The following is an 18833-nucleotide window of genomic DNA, read 5'->3' as shown; positions in this document are numbered from 1 at the left end:
CTGCTCCCCCGTCACCGCCCACCCCATACGCTCCTCCCCATGGAACCCCTCACCACCCCAGACGGCCGCTACCTCATCGTCCGAGGGCGCCTCTGGCGCACCACCAACCCAGGCCTCAGTGAGCAGGAGAGGCAACGCCTGGTCCACGAGCTGATGGACGCCCGGCGTGCCGTCAAAGCAGCGAAGGCCAACAGGGACGAGGACGCACTCGCCGCCGCCCGGTGCGCCGTGGACAGCGCGAAGAGGGGCCTGGGCGAACGAGGCCCGGTGTGGTGGACAGATGGGGAGAGGGATTGGAACCGGTGCTTGGTGAAGAACACCCCCTATGCGGCCTGGCATGCCTCCCAGGTCAACGTCCAGCGTTAGCCCCGGCTCTCGTTCACCAACCGAGCCCAAGCCACCCCCAGCTGCCGCACCTCATCGGCCCACGCCCGGTAATCGTCCAGCGGCATAGGCTCTTCCAATCCGCGTTTCACACGTCCTAGGTGTTTCGACTTCCTCGCCATCGCTTCTCGATACAAAAGTTCCGCTGACTCCAACTTGTCAGCCCGCTTGGCGGCCTGCAGTTGGGCCAGCCGCCGAACCGAATCCGGGTTGCTGGACAGCACGCGGGGGGCATGAGGCAGGGCAGGACCGCCGGTCATCGGAATCCGCTTGTGGTTGCTCACCGGGTCCATCACACGGTGGCGCCAGCACTCCCGCCAGTCGTCATCGTCCACCTGGCCACCGCCCGGCACCTCAAGCGGCACGACGATCCCATGGGCCTCAATGAGCGTCCACACGGCCCCCAGGAACCCGTTTGCCGGAAGCCGCAGAAGGGTCACCTGGCCCTCTGCCACCACCTCGCCCCCGTCCCTCATTCGTAACGCCAGCAGGGCCTCGCTCAGTGCCAAGGCATCGCCTGACCGGGTGCTCCAGCCCACCAAGCACACGCGCTCCCCATCTACCTCACCCGACCAGGCATAGACCCTGAAGCGGGGCTTGTCGAAACGGGCGGACAGGTGTGCTAGCAGCCGCTCACGCTTCGAGTGACGGCTCAACGGGGTGAAATGGTTCTCCGCGTAGAGCAACGCAGAGCGCCGACGCTCCAGCAGCAAAGCCACCCGGTCAGGGTCCGCCGACGCTTGCCAGTCCGACCAGCTCACCACATCGCGCAGGCCTTTCCTCGACGCGCAGGAACGGCAGGCAGGCACCCAGTTCTCCACCACGCCAGCGGGGCCACCCAGTTGCGCGGGGACCAGTGACGTAGCCGTCCAGGACTTGGGAGAGGACAGGTCCAGTGGAGCGGAGCAGAAGGCGCAGGCGTTGCCGAACTCTGCCAGCCCTGCTTTGCGTTGCCACCCGTTGGCCTTGCCTTCCAGCGGGGCATCGGCTCGGGCGATGGCGTCCAAGAAGGGGGTCAGCTCAAGCACGGAACACCCCCCAGCCGTTCAACGCGGGCCCAGCAACCGGATCGCGGAACGGGGGCAGTGGGGCGTTGCAGAAGCCTGAAAAAGATTTGACTAAAGCGCCTTGCCGAGCCTGTCGAACCACCCCAGCAACCGCCGATCCAAAACCCTGGATCTGCTTGCCCGATCCATTCCCAGCCCAGCACTGGACCGCCAATCGCTGATCGAAGGCCCGGGGACAGCGAACGAGAGCAAGGTCAGCCCGCTTGACTAAAACGGATGGGGTCAGTGTTTCCAGGGCATGCGAACCGAGCGCGAGAACCCCCGCACTCGACCATCCAAACCCCCAAGCAGAGTTGACTAAAACGGATGGAGACAGGGCTTTCCGAACACCCGAGCAGCGTGACTGAAACCAACCACTCACGCGATCCCATGCTCGCCTCCGCTTGACTAAAACGAACTGGGGCGGGGGGCGGGAGTGAGGAAAACGGCGGTCCCCGATTTCTGATACAGGGGGTGCGGAGTCGGTGGGGGGGTGGGGAGCTGGCTGGGTGGGGAGGAAGGCTGCGGGGGCTGGCGAAAACTTTTTCGAGCGGCTGAGCGTGGCGGGGGTGAGGGGCATGGGGGTCTCCGGGTTGTGGCGAGTGAAGGGCTTTCTCATACAACTACCGGGGAAAAGCGGAAGCGCAAGATCGGTGGAGCGAAAACTGGGGAAGGACTGCGGGGAAAGAGGTTGGCTGCCCATTCACCGTTCACGGTTTTCCGAAGGGTGAAGGGAGTAGGCCATACACAAGTCGCACTGAAGTGTTTTTCCGGCTTGGCTAGAAACGCTGCGCCTTTCCACCCGCCCAGGCCTTGCTGCGCCTTGTTTTCAGTCTTGGCTAACAACTTGGCCAACCGTTCGGCTGAAAAATGGCCGGAACCCCAGAAAAACAGAAGAAAAACGGCTTAGCCCACTTGCGCTTCTTAAATCCTTTGCTAATCCATGGGTGTGGATTTTCATTGCAGGGGGTTAAGTGGGTCGTCCGTCGCTTCTAACCAAATCTTTCAGCATCGCTCCCGATGAGTTGGAGAGCGCGCGGTATTGCGCGAAAGAACAAGGCGTTTCCTTGAACAAGTATTTGCGCCTGGCGGTCCTGGAGAAAAACCGGGGCGTGGTTCAGGGGCTTGAAGCGTCCGATGCGTTGGGCGACATCCGAGCCACGGTCCGCGAATCCGAAACGCGGAATGCCCTTGCCCTAGAAAGCGCGCTGGCGGACTTGCGAGCAGAGCAGAGCGCGGCGCTCCAGGCCAATGAAGAACTGGTGGTGAAAACCCTTCAAGCGTTTTCCCAGTTCCTGGCGCAGCAAGAACCCGACGCCGAAACCCTCTCCAAGCAACCGGCTGCCGAACCCAGTCGAGCTTCTGCTGCTACCTCGGCGTTCCTGCCTCCAAAACTCTGACCCTTTCCCCACTACCTCATAAGGAGGCATACCCATGAAGCGTTTCATCCTCACTCTCACCATCGCCGCGTTGCTGGCTCCGGGGCTTTCGTTTGCCCAGGACACCCCCCAGCCCGAACCCCAGAAGAAGACCGACAAGCTGCGCCTGTTCAAGGCGGGCGGGATTGGCTGCGCTGCCGGTGCAGGCATCGCTCTGCTGACCGGCAAGAAAGACAAGGCCCTGACGGCGTGCGCTGCAGGCGCGGTCGTTGGCGGTTTTGCGTCGTATCGCGCGCAGGTCCAGGAAGCCCAGGAAGTGGCAGACGCCGCCCGCGCTGCGGGGCTGGACGCCCAGGTGCATACCAAGATCGTCCAGGCCAACGACAACGATGGCCCGGTTGAGGCCCTGGACAAGCTGGTCATCCGTTACCCGGCCGCTGACATGCAGCAGGTGAGTGCCAAGACCGCTGCCACGCTGGACAAGCTGGCCGCGTTGCTCAAGGCGAGCAAAGAAAAGCTGACGGTTGGCTTCAGTGGTGCCGATGCCGCCGTGTGCCAGGTGCCGGTCGTTGAGCTGGCAAAGCGCGGCGCGCTTCAGAACGCCACGGTCGATGACCAGTGCGGCCGGGGCGATTACGCCATCACGGTTTCGCCGATCCCCGACGTTCGCTAAGCCAACCGAGAGCTGGGGGGCGAGAGCCCCCTGGCTCAAATCTTTTTCAAGCGCCTGGGAGGAACCATGACACCCGAAGAACTCATCAAACAACGCAAGCAGCGCGAGCTGCTCGCCAAAGCAGCACAAGCCAAGACCACCGCGACCACGGACGCGGAGAAGCTCGTCAGCGATGCGACAAAAGAAAACTTGAAAACCGCAGGCCGGCTAGCTGCAAGTTTTGGCAAAGCCTTGGCAGACAAAACCAAGCAAGCGGCCTCGGTCGCCGCTGAGAAGGGGCGAGAGGCGCAAGAAGCGTTGGCCCGGCGTGCGGAAGAGGCCAAGGCGCGCAAGGAAGCCGAAGCCGCAGAGAACGCGCGCCTGGAAGTCGAGCGCGCCCAGGCGTTGGCCGAGCAAGAAGCGACTGCCCAGCCCGAGCCGCGGGTGGTTGAGCCCGAGCCCGTTCAAACCGATTCCGCTCCCGAAGCGCCCGAGCCGGTTGTTGAGGAGGTGGTTCCCGAGCCGACACCAGAACCAGAAGCAGGCCCCGCGCCTGTCATCAAAGAGCCGGTCAGCGCTCCTGCGCCTGCCGTCAGTGAAGCCGTGGACGCAACGCCTGCCGCTCCAGTGCCGGCCGAGCTGGTGGCCCCGTCTGTTCCGAACCCCGAACCGAGCAAGTCAGCTCAAGCCCCGGCACCGGCCCCCAAGGCGACGTCGACCCGGGCCCCGGTGAAACCGGAAGCCCTCAAGGCCAATCCGGCCGGTGAGGCGTCGGCGAAGGCCAGCAACAAGAAGGGCTGGCAACTTCTGGCTGGGTCGGGCGTGGCCGTCCTTGTGCTGGGTGGGGCGTTGGCGTGGTGGACCACTCACCGCTCCAGCGAAACCGTTCCGCTCCAAGACAAACCGGCTGCAGCAGTGACTGCCCCGGCCCCCGTCGCCGTGCCAGTTGCTCCGGTTGTATCCGCGCCGCCCCAGGTCGAGGAGCCCAAGCCCGTGACTGCCCCGGTGGAAGAGAAGGCCGCGGTCGCTGCCCCGGTTGTGGAAGCCCCGGTGCTGGCAGAGCCACCTAAGGCCCAGACCCCGGCAACTGCCCCGGCGTCAAAGCCGGTGCCGGTTTCGAAACCAGCTGCAAAGCCCAAGCCGGCCCCCAAGCCTGTTGCTAAACCCGAGCCGAAAAACGATTGGCAGGACCAAGCCAACAGCGATATCGACGCGTGGGCAGAAAAGATCAGGTGAGGTGCTTGCGCTTATCGAAAGCCTTGCTAGAAAGAATGTGTATCCATGAAAGATGGGAGGAAAAATGTTTGGGTGGTTGTTTACGCAGTATCGAAAGCCCGGAAAGCTCCACTTCGGATCGAAGTGGCTCAACCTGCATGGGCGATTTTTCATTGGTAACCCAGAAAGATTTGGGCTCTCCGATTGCCGAGAGAACGTCCTGACCTCGTATTACTACCTGCGGGCGGACCGGAAGATGCCGGTGGCAAACGATGAGGACTTTGATGCCTGGAGGATGGACGCCCTGCGCGCCAGCCAGGTTCGGCACGCCAGCGAAAAACATGTGTCCAAAGCCGGCTTTCTTGTCACCTCGGCCGCGTGCGTGGCCCTTTGCTTTGGGGCATTGGTCGTCAACAAAGTGAAAGGAACACGCCCTTCGCCGGCGGCGATCCAACTCGCGCCCTCGTTGTCGTTGAACGAGTGCAAAAAGAAATGGACGAGCGGCACCATCACGCCTCAGGAAATCGTGGCGTGTCAGGCGCTATCTCAAACCAACAACAACAACAACGGGAGGCACTGAGCATGTTGCTATCGCTGATGGATTGGACGGTCGGTATTGGCCGCAAGCTGTTCAAGAAGGACGATCAAGCGTCGAGCACGCTGGAGCAAATCATTCTGGACGGCAATGACCGCTACGAAAACTTGGTCGGGCGCTTTGACGTGAGCGACCGCGTGAAGAGCCGCGTGCTGGACGTTCCCCCAGAGGATGTAGATATGGCGGTCCAAGCGGGCGCGGTTTTCGACGAGAAAGAGATGGCACTGGTTGTGCCCGAAGAACTGGATCTGGACCAGTTCCATCCGTGGTGGCCGAAGGTTCCGGAGGATCTGCGCAACACCCAGGCCCGCATGATCATCACCAAGGAAGGACGTCGTGCCGAAGGCTTCGTGCTGGGGGACGACATGGCGCTGGGCGGCGACAGCACTGCAACCTCGCTGATGTATCTGGCCTTCCCGCTGATTGGTGCGGTTCAATACTTCTTGGGCTCGCTCATTGGCGTTTTTAGTTACGTGGTGCTGCTGGCTGCCATTCCTTACTTTGTTGCGTTGAAGCAAGCGGAAGGGATGAAGGAAGCCTTCAAGGGCCTGGCCCTGATGGTGCTGCCCGTGCTGATTGCAACCGCTTCGGCGGCGTTGTCGTCCGCGCTCCACGTGGACGCGGCCAGCATGGGGCAAGCAGCGGTTGACCCGATGAACACGGGAGCGGGGATGATGGCGGTCGCTGCGGGCTTTGCCAAAATGGCGGGCATCGTTCTTCTGATCTTGACCATTCCTGGCCTGCTGTTGTTTGCGGCCTTCCTGAGTGCGGCCTCGCATCCCCACCGGGGCGTGCTGGGGGGGACCGCCGAGCGCTTCATTCAGATGATGAAGTGGATGGTGGTGATCTTGGCCCTTGTTGGGGTTGGCTCCCTTCTCCCGGACGGAATGGGCGTGGCCGTGGCGTTTGTGATTGCGGCCATGTATGCCTTGCAGTTCACGGAAGGCAACTTCGTTCAAACGGCCGCTCGCCTCTACCTGCAGAACATGGATAACAACCTGGCGACCCAGGGTGCCCTGTCCAAGTCCCACGTGAAGGCCCGCGAGCAGCAGGCTGCCGAAGCGTTGCGCGACAAGACCCCGCTTTTGAAGGTGGGTCGAGCGTCTGGTCACCTGAACGACCGCGGCCATGGCTTTGCGCCGGACAAGGGCACGGTGATGATGCTGTCCTGGCGCGACCTGACCCAAGGCCTGATCGTCTACGGGCGTATCGGTTCGGGCAAGTCCTTCAGCGTGCTGCGGCCGTTGGCCCGTCGCTATCGCGAGTCCGCATTGGCCGTAGGACTGCGGAATGAACTGAAGGGGAGCGCCGCGGGCGAGACCGTTCTTGATGCGAAGCGCAGCGGGGGTGGAGCACTCATCCTCGACGCGAAGGACGGCGCGATCATCTCCGATTTGGGCAAGGACGCGTTTGATATCGTCGTGCGCGCAGGCATGTCGGTGGCCCCCTACGAGGGCCTGGAGCCGGATCAAATCACCAAGGCCCTTCGCGGCGCGACCGGTGGCAAGGTCGATGAGAAGTCCAAGCTCTGGAGCGATGGCGGCGACGCTTTCCTCTTCCACACCGGCATCGTCCTGAAGGCCGCATGCGAGCACGAGCAGGCCTACCGAGACTTCTGCATCGCCAAGCTGGAAGGGTTGGAGCACGCCCGGTTGATGATGCTGCTGGAGCGGGAGGAGCTGGAGAAGCGTGGCTTGGGGTTGGAAGACCTGGAAGCGGCGCTGGCTCGCGTGGAAGAGCAAATGGGCACTTACGCGATTGTGGCGGAGGCTTCCCGGAACTGGTTCTACACCCCATTCCACCATGCCAAGCTGTTGGCGATGGTTGAGCAGGTGGTGCCGACGCCGCGTGGCGGGGAGATCGCCAGCGCTCGCGTGCTGGAGTTGGTGAACTGGTTGGGGTTGGAGCGCCCGGATACGTCTAGCACGGACGAAGAGCGGGAGGCCTATGCCGCCTACTCCCGGGACTACCACAACCGCTTGGCCACCCGGTCCGAGACCGTCCATCCCGACTTGCTGCGTCCCATGTCCCAGCTGCAAAGCTCGCTGGAATGGGCATTGCTGGGCGTTCCTGCGATGCATAAAGAGCAGCGCCAGTCCTTCACGTTGAACTCGCGGGGGCTCATCGAAAAACTGCTTCGGGGTGAAAAGCTCCGGACGGCGGATGACATCCCGTGGCATTCCGTCGAACGTGGGGAAGTGGACGTCTCTCAGGCGCTTTGCGGGAAGTTCGTGGGCTTGTTCCTGCCCCCCACCCAGTTCGGCGAAGCGGGCGACATGATGCAGCGGTTGCTCAAGCAGCGTGTCATGAACGGCATTCGGGCACGCGGGGCGCACGGCGACAAGTGGCGCGAAATGCTGCCGGGCCAAACCGACGTGCTGTTGATGATGGACGAGGCGCATTTGCTGCTGACTTCGGACGATGTGCTGCTCTTCAGCACCTCCCGAAGCCTGGGGTTGATGCCGGTGATCGCGGTGCAGGGCCACGACAGCCTTATCAACACCTACGGGTCGGAGAACGAAGCCGATTTGCTGGCCAACACCATGCAATCGGTCGTCGCGCTCAACCACTCGTTTGTCACACGCAACTACTTGATGAAGCGGCTGGGCAAGGCTCAGTTGACCACCTTCAAGGAGCCGACGCGTGGCATCGATTTCTCGGGTGGCTTGACCAACTTCCGCCACAGCGTTCTCAACGACCCGAACCACCCCTACGCAGCGGCCTACGAGCAAATGCTGATGCAGGGCGCAGGCCGCTTGAGCGCGCTTCGCGTGGATCCGGCGACGGGGCGCAAATGGCGCGTCGGGGCTGAAGACACGGTGGGCCAAGAGGAGCTGGCGCGGGACATCGACATGCCCACAGGGGGCAAGCGGGAGGTCCTGCCGCTCTTCCTGGAAGAGGAATACCCGGCCCTGACCGCTGCACGCGGCAATGCGATTGTCTCGCTCTGCCGGGCAGGCGTGAGCCGCACGGACTTGGCCGAGATGATGCCCAACGACTGAGCCCAAAAAGGGCAAGGCAACCCTTGCCCTTTTCCAAAATCGATCAATGCTGACCTAACCATCCATTTCTTTGAAGGAGGACTTTATGAGCAATGCCCACTTCGACGTCTTCAACGACCTGCTGGGCGCTCGCGATAAACGGCGAGCCAAGCTGGCCGGAGAGCGTCCAAACGACCACCAACCGCAGAAGAAAGCCGTCTTCGACCAGTCGCTGGCGAAGGACCAGGCCGATATCCAGGAGAAGCAACAAGCCGTGTTGGACTGGGCCAAGCAAGCCAAGCCCGACGAGATCACCGACGCGCGTGAGCGGTTGCACGCACAGGTGCAGCAGCGCGCTGAAGACGCGCCCAAAGACAAGCACGCCCAAGTGGTGTTCAGCACCGTGGACGAATGGCGACAGAAGCGCCAGCAGAAGGACGGAGGGCAATCCTTGGGGGAAAACATCCCCATGCTGACTGCGGCCCAGCGGCAGCAAACCATGGGGCCTGGTAAGTTGGGCTACGCGCACTACGCCGCCAGCGCGAAGAAGGAAGCGGACTTCATGAAGCGCTATGAGGCGGGCTTCGACTGGGACAAGCACGAGGCCCAAGTCCAGAAGAACATCTACCGTCAATGACGGTCCATTCCCCGTGTCGCATCCAGGGCCCTTCGGGGCCCTTTTTGTTGGGCACGTTCCCTTGTTTGTGAGTGGATCGATCTACCCATAAAAGCAAGCGGAAAAAGCGGCTCAAAGCAAGAAGCGGGGTGGGGGTTGATCATCTGGGGAAGAGAGAAAAAAAGGTTTGACTAAACATCAAAAGTGTCGATCAATCGAGATTTTTAGGGTTGCCAGTTTTATGGGATGTGGTTGACTGTAATCAGTCAAACACAACCGGGGGAGGCCCTTATGTATATTTTTGCCGATGCTTACGAGTTCGCCGTGGACAACGTGGGGAACCTGCTGATCACCTTGCTTTCGTTTTCGGTGGTGAGCTACGTGGCCGCCAACGTGGCAGGGTTGCTGGCATGATGGCCTGGTTGAGGGAGGATTTGGAGCAGATGGATCTGCACACCGTCTCGCTTTTCCTACAGACCGGGGTTTTGGTTGGCGCGGCTTTCATCCTCAAGATCGCTTGCTGATTGCCAAAACCGAAAAAGACGGTATGCAAAGGGGATGGAACCCCAACACGACAACCCAGCAGGCAACCCAGGTGGGGGCGATTTCTTGAATCGTCCCCACGAGCCGTTGCTTCATCCCGTTCTCCACCCCCTGACGCTGGCCCAGTTCTACGGGAAGCATAACGAGGCCGCCGCTGCCGCCGATGCGCGGGAAGTGCTGGACCTGGCCACGCGGTTTTGCCGAGAGGCCCAGGTTTTCGGGTTGGACACCCACACCGACGCGGGCTTTGACTGGGTGCTGACCCCCAGCCGTTTCTCCAACCGCATTTCCGTGGAGCTGGGGCAGGGCGGCCACGCCGCATTGCTTCAGGTCGATCCAGACCTGTCCGCTCACCCGCTCGACGCAGCCATCCATGCCGGCGTGCTGGGCCACAAGCCCCTGGCCGCCGCTTACGCCTTGCTCCAGGCCGAGCAGCGGGATGGGCTGTTGAGAGAACTGAGGGAATCCATCGACCAGGTCCAGTCGAACCGTTCCGCAGCGAAGCAGCTCCAGGCCCTCCGAGCCCTGCCTGAACTGCCGGTGCCGTCTCAGCCGCCTCTGGACATCGCCCAACTGCTCCGGCGGTTTGAGGTCCCCGATGCCCAAGCCCGGTTGGCGGCGGACCACGTCAAGGCGACCTATCGAGAAGCGCTAACCACGATGCATGGTAGCCAGGTGCTGGCAGCAGCCCATGCGCATGCCCCGCACTTGGGGCTATACGGAGCCCCTTGGCAGACGTGGCTTTGCGAGAACGCCACGACCGGGAACCTGAAGGGGGTGGAGGCCTGTTTGCGCATGCAGGCCGAGCCCAATGTGCCCGACGCCAACGGCGAGACGCCGCTACACCTCGCCGCGCGCCACGGCCACCCCGGCATCGTTCGTCGGTTGATTGAGGCCGGCGCGGATCCAGCGTTGGGGAACCCCCGCGGCGAAACTCCCCTACATGTGGCGGCCCAGCACAAACGCGCGCAGTGCTGCCTGGAGCTCATGGCTGCAGGCGCGGACCCTGGGCAGTTGGATCGTGAGGGGCGCAAGCCGGGCGACGCTCACCGGGAGAAGGCACGTGAGCAAGTCCACGGTTTATGACTGCTGGAGCTGGACGGTCCCGTCGAACATCGAGCCGAGCCGCGAAGTCCGCTATTGGCCCCAGGCCCTGCTGTCAGGCGCTTGCGTTGCGGCGCTGACCTATCCCACGGCGCTCTGGCTGGGCTGGCAAATCCCATCCTCGCACTCGCTGATGAACTTCGGTCAGGCACTGACTGGCAGCCTGGCAGCGCTGGGCAACCTTGCCACCGGCACGATCTCATTCCGAGAGCCGGCCGCCGCGTTCTGGGAGGTGGCCAAGGAGCAGGCCACGTTTGGCACGTTGGCACGGGTCGGCGTCGCCGCTTGCTTGGCCGGGTGGGCGTCGGCTTGGGTGACACGACGGGGGCTCATCCCGCGCTCAAATACTTGGCATGTGTCCGGCGCTCAACTGCTACAGGGGAAAGAAGCCTTGACTGAGGCCCGTCGCCGTTCGCTCACGAAGAAAGAGCAGGAAGACGAGCTGCATGCCTTGTCGCTGCATCCCGACTGGACCGTCAGCAAGAAGCTGCTGGCCCGTCACATGTTCATCTATGGAAGCGTGGGCTCGGGTAAGTCGGTCATCCTGAAGCACCTGCTCCAGCAAGTGGTGATCGAAAAAAAGAAGGCGTTCGTTTATGACATCAAAGGTGACTTTACGGCCATTTTTAAGCACCCGGCCATCGTCTGCCCCTTCGATAAACGAAGCTGGATCTGGGACGTTGGCCGGGACGTGGCGACGCAAACCCAGGCCGCCGCGTTCTCCCAATCCATCATCCCCCCGGAGGAGGGCAGCGGCGCATTCTGGGCGTCTGCGGCGCAAGCCTTGCTGGAAGGGTGCGTGCGCGAACTCCAGGCCACGAAGGGCAAGGACTGGGGGTGGGCAGACTTGGCCGCGTTGGTTGCCCGCCCAGCCGGACCCATGTCCCAAGCGCTTTCGATCCACTACCCCCGCGCCGCCGCGCTCATCTCCAATCCCGACAGCAACACCACATCGAGCTGCATGGCCGTGCTCGCCAACGGCACCGCGGTCATCGAGCGCCTGGCCTTGGCGTGGCCGGAGCGTAAGTCAGACCGCATGTTCTCGATGCTCGACTGGATCAAAGATTCCTATGAGGGCCGGAAGCAGGTCATCGTTCAATCGGGCCCGGACGAGGTGCTGGCGCGCAGTTACATCTCGGCCATGATCAACATCGCGGTGCCGGAGATCATCTCGCCCAGCCTGCCGGATGACGAGGCCGGGCGATTCCTGGGGTTCTTCTTCGATGAGCTCACCTCCGCCGGCAAGCTCAACATCGAGCCGTTGCTGGCCCTGGGACGCTCAAAAGGCGTGGTGGCTTGCATGGCCTTGCAGGATTGGTCACAGGTCGAGAGGGTCTACGGCGACAAGACCGCGCAGGCGTTTTCTGGGTTGGTTGGCACACACATTGTTTGCCAGCTCCAGATCGGCGAGACCCGGGAAAAAATCTCTCGGAACTTGGGCAAGCGCACCGTGGCTTGGCGCACGCATGACGACAAGGCGACCGTCCACGAGGAGTCGAAATCCGTTGTTCTGCCAGGGCGCCTCACCGACGATCTGGGCTTCCGCAAAGGGAAGGCCTACGGCCCCGAGCGCTGGGGCATCCGAGCCATCGTCCAGACCACCGGGGATCCGCTTCTGCTGGACTGGCCAGGCGTGAGCTATCCGAAAGTTCGAGAGGGGCAGCGACGCGCTAAATGGACGAAGCAGGGCGGTCGCCCGGTGGAGCAGAAACCCATGCCGCAGAGCGACGCGCAAAGCGCCGCAGAGGTCCAGCGCGTGCTCAAGATGACCGCAGACCAAGCCGCCGCAGAGCTGCAAAAACGTGGTGCCACGCCGCCGAAGCTCCGCGCCGTTTCAGACGACGAGCTGGAAGCCATCTTCCGCAAATAGTGGGGTTGTGGAGTCGCTGGGTTTTGGTAGATCTGGAGGGATAACCAGGACCTGGAGGACTCATGATCAACGCCACACTGCTGAAGCGAAACGCCGGGGGGACCAAGGGTGGTTCCGCGTCGATTTACTACCTCTTGGCCCAGGAAAAGCTCTCTGAAGAAGCCGAGCAGGCAAGCATGGCCGTGGGTTACTACAGCCGCTCCGCGCCGAGCAAAGAGGCGCAATCGAAGTTCTACGGCGGCTTGGCCCGGCACCTGGGTCTGGCAGGCGTCCGCGCCACGGAAGAGCTGATGATTCCGCTGACGGATGGATTTGACCCCAAGACCGGGCGAGCGCTATGCCACGGAGCCGGGGATCGCGGCCAGGTCAAAGTCCGCTTTGATAAGACCGGCAAGGCCCCGTTGCGCGACAAAGACGGCAAGGTAGTCACGTATCTGGCCGGTGGGCATCGCATCGGCTACGACATGACGATCAGCGCGCCGCTGGATATCAGCGTGGCGTTTGCACTGGCGTCCGATCCGGCAGAGCAAGAGGCCATCCATGCCGCGCACCGCAATGCGGTCCAGCGGGCGATGGAAGCCTTTGAAGCCATGTCCGAAACCCGGCGCAACAAGGCCGGGAAAGACGTCATTGGGGTGGATGGGTTGATCTGGAGCAGCCATCACCACTACGCCTCCCGAGCCGATGAAGCGACCGGGGAGATGGGCCCGAACCTCCACACCCACAACCTGCTCTACAACCTCTCGCTGGGCAATGACGGCGAAGAGGCCAGCCTCTCTGCTGAAGAAATCTACCGCTACCGCAAAGCGATGGATGAGGTCTACAAGACCGAGCTCTATCAAGGCATGAAAGCGCTGGGCTATGGGGTAGACCGCATCCGTGAACTGGACGACGACGGGCAGGAAACCGGGCGCGTCTACGCGCGGATCGCGGGCCTGGACGAGGAGGTGACGGATCGCTACGGCAACCGCCGCAAGGAAATCCTGGCCTACGCGGCCAAGCACAACGTGTCTAATCAGCAGGCCACGTTGGCCACGCGCAAAGACAAGGACGAGCCGCCTTACCAAGAGCTCATCGCACACTGGCAGGACACGCTGAAAGGCTTCGACGTATCCACGGAAAGCCTGAAGCAGGCCAAGGGCAACGCGCACGAAATGCAGCAAAAATCCCCGGCAGAACTGCTGGAGCGGCTCCATGAGACCGACGCCATCTTCTGCGACCACAACCTCTTGGAGGTCTTGGGCCAGGAATACGCCGGCAGCGTGACCGTGCCAGAGCTCTACGGCTTGGTTGAAGCGTTCAAGAAGGAGCACGGCCTGGTGCTGGTCAACCCCATGCGCCTGCACGACGACGACAAGGGCGACTCGCTGGCAAGGCGGCATACCCAGGAGCGCTTCTGCGCCCCGTGGATGCTCCAGATCGAGCAGGAGGTGGTGGCCTTCGCGATTGACCGAGCCAAGGAAACCCATCACCACGTGCCCCAGGCCGACGTGGACCGGGTGGTGAAAGACTACGAGAAGGCCAAGGGCTTTCAACTCTCCCAGGAGCAGCGCCACGCGTTGGACCACATCACCCAGGGCAGCGGGGGCGTGGTCAATCTTTCTGGGCTCGCCGGAACCGGTAAAACGACGATCAGTGAGTGTTTTAAGGCCGCTTTCCAAACCCAAGGATTCGAGTTGCTGGGCGTCTGCGTTTCCAACGCCGCGGCCGAGAAGCTGGAGGCGGAAAGCGGCATGTCCAGCGTGAGCATGGCGCAGATGCTCCATGACCTGGACAAAGGAAAGATGCAGTTCCGCAAGACGGACGTCATTGTGGTGGATGAGGCAGGCATGGTCGATGCGCGCAACACCCACAAGCTTTTCAGCTACGCCGCCAAGGCGGGGGCGAAGGTCATCATGCAGGGCGACGTGGAACAGCTTCAGCCCATCGGAGCTGGGTCCGGCTTTCAGTTGACCAAGAGCGCGGTGGGTGATGCCAAACTCACGGAGATCCGACGCCAGGGCAAACAGGAAGACCGAGAAACCGCGTTGTCGTTCTACGCCACGGACGAAAGCGGCCAGATCATCGATCTGAAAAAGGCCAGCCGTTCCCGGGCGCAGACCCTCGACAAGGGCAACGAAATCAAGGCCCGGTTGCTCGGCACCATCCGCGAAACGGCCACGGAGAAGGACTCCCGCGAGCGCTTGCTGCACGAATACTTCGAAGACCCAACCCCGATGCAGGAGAAGTTGGTCATCGCCCACACCCGTGCAGACGTGGCCGCGCTCAATGCGGGCATCCGGGCTGGGTTGAAAGAACGGGGAGAGCTGGGCCAGGACGAAGTGGTGATCGAGGCCCGGGACAAGGGGCGCAAGTTCGACTTGGCGTTGTCCAAAGGCGATCAGATCGTCTTCACCGCGAAGAACAAGGACCTGGGGGTCATCAATGGCACGCAGGCGGTGGTGGAGAACATCAAGCCCTCAAGGGCGGGCGGCTACGACATCAGCGTTTCCATTCGCTCGGAGACCAAGGCCGATGGCCGGCGATTGACGTTCAACAGCTTTGAAATGAAAGCACTGACGCATTCCTATGCCGGGACGGTTCACAAGAGCCAGGGCCAAGGCAAGCGGGAGGTCTACCACCTGGCGAACCTGGGCATGCTCGACGCCCACAGCGCCCTGGTGGCCTACACCCGACTCACGAAGGGTTCCTACCGCATGTATGCGACGTCCGATGACGTGGAGCGGTTGAGCGAACGCCTGGGGCTGGAACGCCTCAAAGAGACCGTGCTCGACGCGGGACTGAAAGACGATCCGCAACGGCCGGTTGTCCAGGGCCTTGGGGCGGTTGCACGCCCCAACACTCAACGCCCAGCCGCTCAGCGAACGCGCATCCAGGGCAAGCTCGACGCACTGCTGAAGGAGCACGCGGAACGCCCAAAACCGCAGATGAGCGAGGGCGAGCGCAAGGCCCGTTGGCTGCTGGAAGTGCTGGAGCCGTTGCGGCGGGCGCGAAAGGCCTCTCCCAAGCTGCCAGCGCAGTCCCCGAAACACAGGCAGGGCTTCTCGTTGTGAGCAGCAGGCTGGGCGGCCATGCCGCCCATGTGCTTTTCTCTCCACACCGCTTTTGCTTTGAGGCGCGGCCACTGGCCGCGTTCTTTTTGACACCAAAGCAACGTCAAAAGCGCATGGAGGGTGCGGCAGGGCAGCCCGCGGCTTCCGCCGGGGCCCTTGCTTTACAGGGCGGCCATGACCACAGCCTGCAGCACCATCACCGCCACGCCGAAAAGGAAGGGGTAGAGGAACAGCCATTTGAAGAACCCCCAAGCCAGGGACGACGGAGCCCCCGCCGAGCGGCGCGGAACCGCCTCGGGCCACGCATACCCCGCCGCCAAGGACTTCATGTAACCCGTGGTGCGCCTGCTGGGATCGCGAATAAGAATGCCCGGTGGCTTGCTGTAGATCCGCCAGCCTTTCTGAAAGGCCTTGTAGCGCCACGCGTATTCGTGAGCCTCGGCATCGGCCTGGGTGCCCGTCATGCTCGACAGCGGGACGAACGAGAATCGGCGTCCCTGCCAGCCCCCACGAGCACTGCGGTGCTGCTGCTCGCGTTGCTTTAAATCGACGGTCTGCCCCACGTAGCAGCACCCGTTGTCAAAGAACAACCCGTAGAGATGGCGTGGGCGGGGCAGGTATTTCTGATTGCGTTTCCAGTTCAAGGGTCCTCCATCGATGGGTATACCTACATACCCATAAAAGAAAGAACCGATTCGTCAAGCCATGGCACGAACAAGGGCCCCGAAGGGCCCTTGCCGAGATACGATCACCTCCTTTTCCACCACGCAATCGTTTAGCGCCCCAAGTTGATGCTCAACCCGAAGCCGGCTACCGGCTTGTTGCCAGAGCCGAAGGACAGGCCCGCCGAGACGCTGACCTTTTCAGACACCCGAGCACCCCAGCCCACGGCCATTGCAGCACTGCCCCCCGAGAATCCCACGCCCACGTTCAGGTTCACCTGGCCAACGGCCGTGCCCCCGTTCTGCGCCGCAGCGGTGGCCATCTGGCTCATCGCGCCGAGTTGCGCGCCCAAGCCGTTGATGCGGCGATCCTGGTGCCGAAGGCGGCGGTCCGTATCGACCCAGCGGTCATCCCACACCTGCTGCATTTCGTAGACCTGCCCACCGTTCACAGCATCCGTGGACCCGCGTTCGATGCGCCCCGGAGCCACGCTGGTCACGCGCTGATTGCCCGCGTTGACGCCCGCAGTCGTCACCGAAGGGCCGCCTTGAATCGTCACGCCTTGGGCGTTGACCGTGGTCTGGCCGACCTGGACAGAGCCCTGCTCGGACAACTGCACGTTGTCGCTGACCGCCACGGTTTGGGTGCCGTCCGTGTTGTCGGTCACCTCGACGTTCTTGCCCGCCCTTACAGTCCAGCCCGCGCCGGTCCCGGCGGTTCCATCCACCCCATCGGTGCCGGCAGGCCCTTGGACCCCTGGCTCCCCTTTCAGGCTTGCCAGCCAATCTTGTTCATTCCCTTGGAAGCCGTTGGCCAAGGCCACCTCGTAAGCGCTCAACCCATCCGCGCCGCGCGGGCCTGGCGTGCCAGAGCCGCTGCCTGGGTTTTGCTCGAGCGAAGTCACGCGTCCGTCCAGATCGTCCAATGCGGCTCCCACGGTTTGATGCGTGGCACCGCTGCGGAACTGATAGATGGGCGCGATAAAGTTGCCGTTGACGAACGTGGCACCGCCGCCCAGCGCTTGGGCCGCCTGACGGACCTGTCCGAGGTTTGCGACGTCGGTGTCTGAGGTGCCGGCTCGAACGTTCGTGATTCGGCGGGTGCTCTGGCCCCCGTCCTCATACGTGGATCCCACGCTGACTTCGTCACTGGCCCAGCAGCGGCTATGTGAGCCCAGGGCAACGCAGTCTTGCCCGCGTGCTTCAGCCCCAACGCCTAACGCAAGTGACTGAAATGCATCGGCAACGGCAGAGGTGCCTATGGCGACGGCATGGTCAGCGTTTGCCTCTGCCAAGTGGCCTTGAGCAATCGATGCATTGCCCCGCGAACGGCTGGAATAGCCAAAGGACATGGAAAGATCCCCACTGGCTTGCGCCTGCACCCCTTGAGCCAACGATTTAACACCGGTCGCGACGGCTTGTTGTCCAACGGCTACCGCATCTTCGCCACCAGCAAAACTCAAAGTGCCGATGGCAACAGTCCTCGCTGCCGCGGCATTCGCGGCTTGGCCCGTCGCAATGGAGTTCGCACCGGACGCTTGGGCATTCGTGCCCGACGCCACCGCGTTGTCTGCGGAGGCGTTGGCTTGAACGCCCGTGGCGACGGCCCCGTTCCCGGAGGCATTGGCATAGGCGCCCGTTGCAGTGGCATTGGGGGCCGAGGCTTGGGCGTATTCCCCGGTCGCCGTCGAGTTGGGGTCCGAAGCCGTGGCCCCGGTCCCCGTGGCGGTTTGAGCAAACGATGGTGAGGAAAACAACGCGGCCCCCATCAAAGCCGTCAAAATCGAAATGCGAAGCGAAGCCATGAAAACCCTCCGAGTATGGATTGATACTTCATCCATAGCAGGCGATTTCATTTCCGCAAGGCGATCATCCGATCTTTTTCAATGTGTTAGGAAAGGTCGCAAAACAAACCCGACGCGGGAGCGTCCAGTTCCAGGCCATCCGGTTTTCATTGCCCCACGCCAGACACTCCGTTTCCATGCCAGCAGGACACCAGGCCGGAGCCAGCGCCCGGGCCAGCACTTCAGAAGAGGGTGTCCCGGTCACTGGAGGAAACGCGCCCGGCTTGCGTCCCTGCCGGTAGGCCCACTTGGCCTGGCCGCACTCGGCTTTCAGTTCGACGTGGGGATAGTCTTTCGGGTTGGTCCACCGGCCGCCCCAGTTCAGCCCCACGATCTCCGCCAGCTCCCCAAAGCGTTGATAGCCGGCCATTACATGGGCATCGTCCAGGTTCCAGCTCGGCTCGCCATTGACGAAAACGGCGGCATCCAATGCGAGGCCGAAGTTGTGGCAACTACTGTAGGCACCAACCGTCGTGACATTAGAAGCTGAAGCGAGTAGCGCAGCTTGCCGCTCTGGCGAACGGTAGCCCTCGACCGGGCGGACGTCGTAGCCCTCTGCTGCGAGTTGAGCTTGGACGGCTTCAACCTTTTCCCGCAGCGCTGGGGAAACCCCTTTCCACATCCTTTCACTTTTCGGATGGAAGAACCGGTAAATGGCGCCGTGCGGCTTAGGGGTTTGGTAGATCCAAGGGGTGCTGGGCTTGGGTTTGGGTTGAACGGTCGAACACCCGGCCAAGGCCAGGCAAGCCAGGATGGCGGTGATGGTAAATCGGGACTGCATGCTTTCCTCCCAGAAAGATCGTTGGATGCTTTCAGGGATAGTGGATTGTATGGAAAGCGCAAGGCGAAAAAAATAAAAAGCCCCCGAGTCATCCGGGGGCGGGGGCTT

The 18833-nt window shown here is 62.5% G+C and carries 15 protein-coding genes; 11 read left to right on the top strand and 4 right to left on the bottom strand.

All coding sequences use genetic code 11. The features are described from left to right. Positions 1–39: 39 nt before the first annotated feature. Positions 40–366, top strand: a complete 327-nt coding sequence (locus tag AC5P60_RS02465; protein WP_049441882.1) for a hypothetical protein — start codon at positions 40–42, stop codon at positions 364–366. Here the strand turns inward: AC5P60_RS02465 and AC5P60_RS02460 are convergent. Then, positions 363–1412, bottom strand: coding sequence for a hypothetical protein (locus AC5P60_RS02460; protein WP_224119387.1), 1050 nt, complete (start codon positions 1410–1412; stop codon positions 363–365). The genes AC5P60_RS02465 and AC5P60_RS02460 overlap by 4 nt on opposite strands. A 1085-nt stretch (positions 1413–2497) precedes the next feature. Here AC5P60_RS02460 and AC5P60_RS02455 point away from each other — a divergent pair. From AC5P60_RS02455 to mobF, 10 genes are all read left to right on the top strand, one after another. Next, positions 2498–2830, top strand: coding sequence for a hypothetical protein (locus AC5P60_RS02455; RefSeq protein ID WP_130519073.1), 333 nt, complete (start codon positions 2498–2500; stop codon positions 2828–2830). Between the two features lie 34 nt (positions 2831–2864). Further along, a complete protein-coding gene (locus AC5P60_RS02450; RefSeq protein WP_024957448.1) occupies positions 2865–3482 on the top strand; it encodes a hypothetical protein in 618 nt (205 codons plus the stop codon). 66 nt (positions 3483–3548) lie between these two features. Beyond that, positions 3549–4697 carry a hypothetical protein gene (locus AC5P60_RS02445; RefSeq protein ID WP_024957449.1) on the top strand — a complete coding sequence of 383 codons (1149 nt, stop codon included), beginning with the start codon at positions 3549–3551 and terminating at the stop codon, positions 4695–4697. A 64-nt stretch (positions 4698–4761) separates the two neighbouring features. After that, complete coding sequence (locus tag AC5P60_RS02440; protein ID WP_064968313.1) at positions 4762–5256, top strand: hypothetical protein; 495 nt, start codon at positions 4762–4764, stop codon at positions 5254–5256. Between the two features lie 2 nt (positions 5257–5258). Beyond that, positions 5259–8273: a TraM recognition domain-containing protein gene (locus AC5P60_RS02435; protein ID WP_224119388.1), complete on the top strand. Its 3015-nt coding sequence runs from the start codon at positions 5259–5261 to the stop codon at positions 8271–8273. A gap of 85 nt (positions 8274–8358) precedes the next feature. Further along, positions 8359–8889: a hypothetical protein gene (locus AC5P60_RS02430; RefSeq protein WP_149500863.1), complete on the top strand. Its 531-nt coding sequence runs from the start codon at positions 8359–8361 to the stop codon at positions 8887–8889. A 270-nt stretch (positions 8890–9159) separates the two neighbouring features. Next, positions 9160–9282 (top strand): hypothetical protein, encoded by a 123-nt coding sequence (locus AC5P60_RS02425; protein WP_255313069.1) that lies wholly within the window; start codon positions 9160–9162, stop codon positions 9280–9282. A gap of 195 nt (positions 9283–9477) precedes the next feature. Beyond that, positions 9478–10497 carry an ankyrin repeat domain-containing protein gene (locus AC5P60_RS02420; protein ID WP_495201669.1) on the top strand — a complete coding sequence of 340 codons (1020 nt, stop codon included), beginning with the start codon at positions 9478–9480 and terminating at the stop codon, positions 10495–10497. After that, positions 10475–12385 (top strand): type IV secretion system DNA-binding domain-containing protein, encoded by a 1911-nt coding sequence (locus AC5P60_RS02415; protein ID WP_224119390.1) that lies wholly within the window; start codon positions 10475–10477, stop codon positions 12383–12385. The genes AC5P60_RS02420 and AC5P60_RS02415 overlap by 23 nt, the downstream gene beginning before the upstream one ends. 62 nt (positions 12386–12447) lie before the next feature. After that, positions 12448–15438 (top strand): MobF family relaxase, encoded by a 2991-nt coding sequence (mobF, locus tag AC5P60_RS02410; RefSeq protein WP_224119391.1) that lies wholly within the window; start codon positions 12448–12450, stop codon positions 15436–15438. Between the two features lie 161 nt (positions 15439–15599). Here the strand turns inward: mobF and AC5P60_RS02405 are convergent, their stop codons facing one another. The 3 genes from AC5P60_RS02405 to AC5P60_RS02395 form a co-directional block, all read right to left on the bottom strand. Beyond that, entirely contained in the window at positions 15600–16082 is a 483-nt protein-coding gene (locus tag AC5P60_RS02405; RefSeq protein WP_053090785.1) for a GIY-YIG nuclease family protein, read from the bottom strand. A gap of 131 nt (positions 16083–16213) precedes the next feature. Further along, positions 16214–17905, bottom strand: a complete 1692-nt coding sequence (locus AC5P60_RS02400) for a YadA-like family protein (RefSeq protein WP_224119392.1) — start codon at positions 17903–17905, stop codon at positions 16214–16216. 64 nt (positions 17906–17969) lie between these two features. Then, entirely contained in the window at positions 17970–18725 is a 756-nt protein-coding gene (locus AC5P60_RS02395; RefSeq protein ID WP_224119393.1) for a M15 family metallopeptidase, read from the bottom strand. Positions 18726–18833 lie beyond the last annotated feature (108 nt).

The organism is Stenotrophomonas sp. YJH_SMC_120 (assembly GCF_059368675.1).
Note: the sequence above shows the minus strand (reverse complement) of the source record. Positions and strands in the feature narration are given on the sequence as shown.

Excerpts from the sequence above, each read along its gene's own strand:
- AC5P60_RS02440 (WP_064968313.1), top strand. The coding sequence starts at position 4,762 with ATGTTTGGGTGGTTGTTTACGCAGTATCGAAAGCCCGGAAAGCTCCAC.
- AC5P60_RS02465 (WP_049441882.1), top strand. The coding sequence starts at position 40 with ATGGAACCCCTCACCACCCCAGACGGCCGCTACCTCATCGTCCGAGGG.
- AC5P60_RS02450 (WP_024957448.1), top strand. The coding sequence starts at position 2,865 with ATGAAGCGTTTCATCCTCACTCTCACCATCGCCGCGTTGCTGGCTCCG.
- AC5P60_RS02395 (WP_224119393.1), bottom strand. The coding sequence starts at position 18,725 with ATGCAGTCCCGATTTACCATCACCGCCATCCTGGCTTGCCTGGCCTTG.
- AC5P60_RS02445 (WP_024957449.1), top strand. The coding sequence starts at position 3,549 with ATGACACCCGAAGAACTCATCAAACAACGCAAGCAGCGCGAGCTGCTC.
- AC5P60_RS02430 (WP_149500863.1), top strand. The coding sequence starts at position 8,359 with ATGAGCAATGCCCACTTCGACGTCTTCAACGACCTGCTGGGCGCTCGC.
- AC5P60_RS02425 (WP_255313069.1), top strand. The coding sequence starts at position 9,160 with ATGTATATTTTTGCCGATGCTTACGAGTTCGCCGTGGACAACGTGGGG.
- AC5P60_RS02435 (WP_224119388.1), top strand. The coding sequence starts at position 5,259 with ATGTTGCTATCGCTGATGGATTGGACGGTCGGTATTGGCCGCAAGCTG.
- AC5P60_RS02400 (WP_224119392.1), bottom strand. The coding sequence starts at position 17,905 with ATGGCTTCGCTTCGCATTTCGATTTTGACGGCTTTGATGGGGGCCGCG.
- mobF (WP_224119391.1), top strand. The coding sequence starts at position 12,448 with ATGATCAACGCCACACTGCTGAAGCGAAACGCCGGGGGGACCAAGGGT.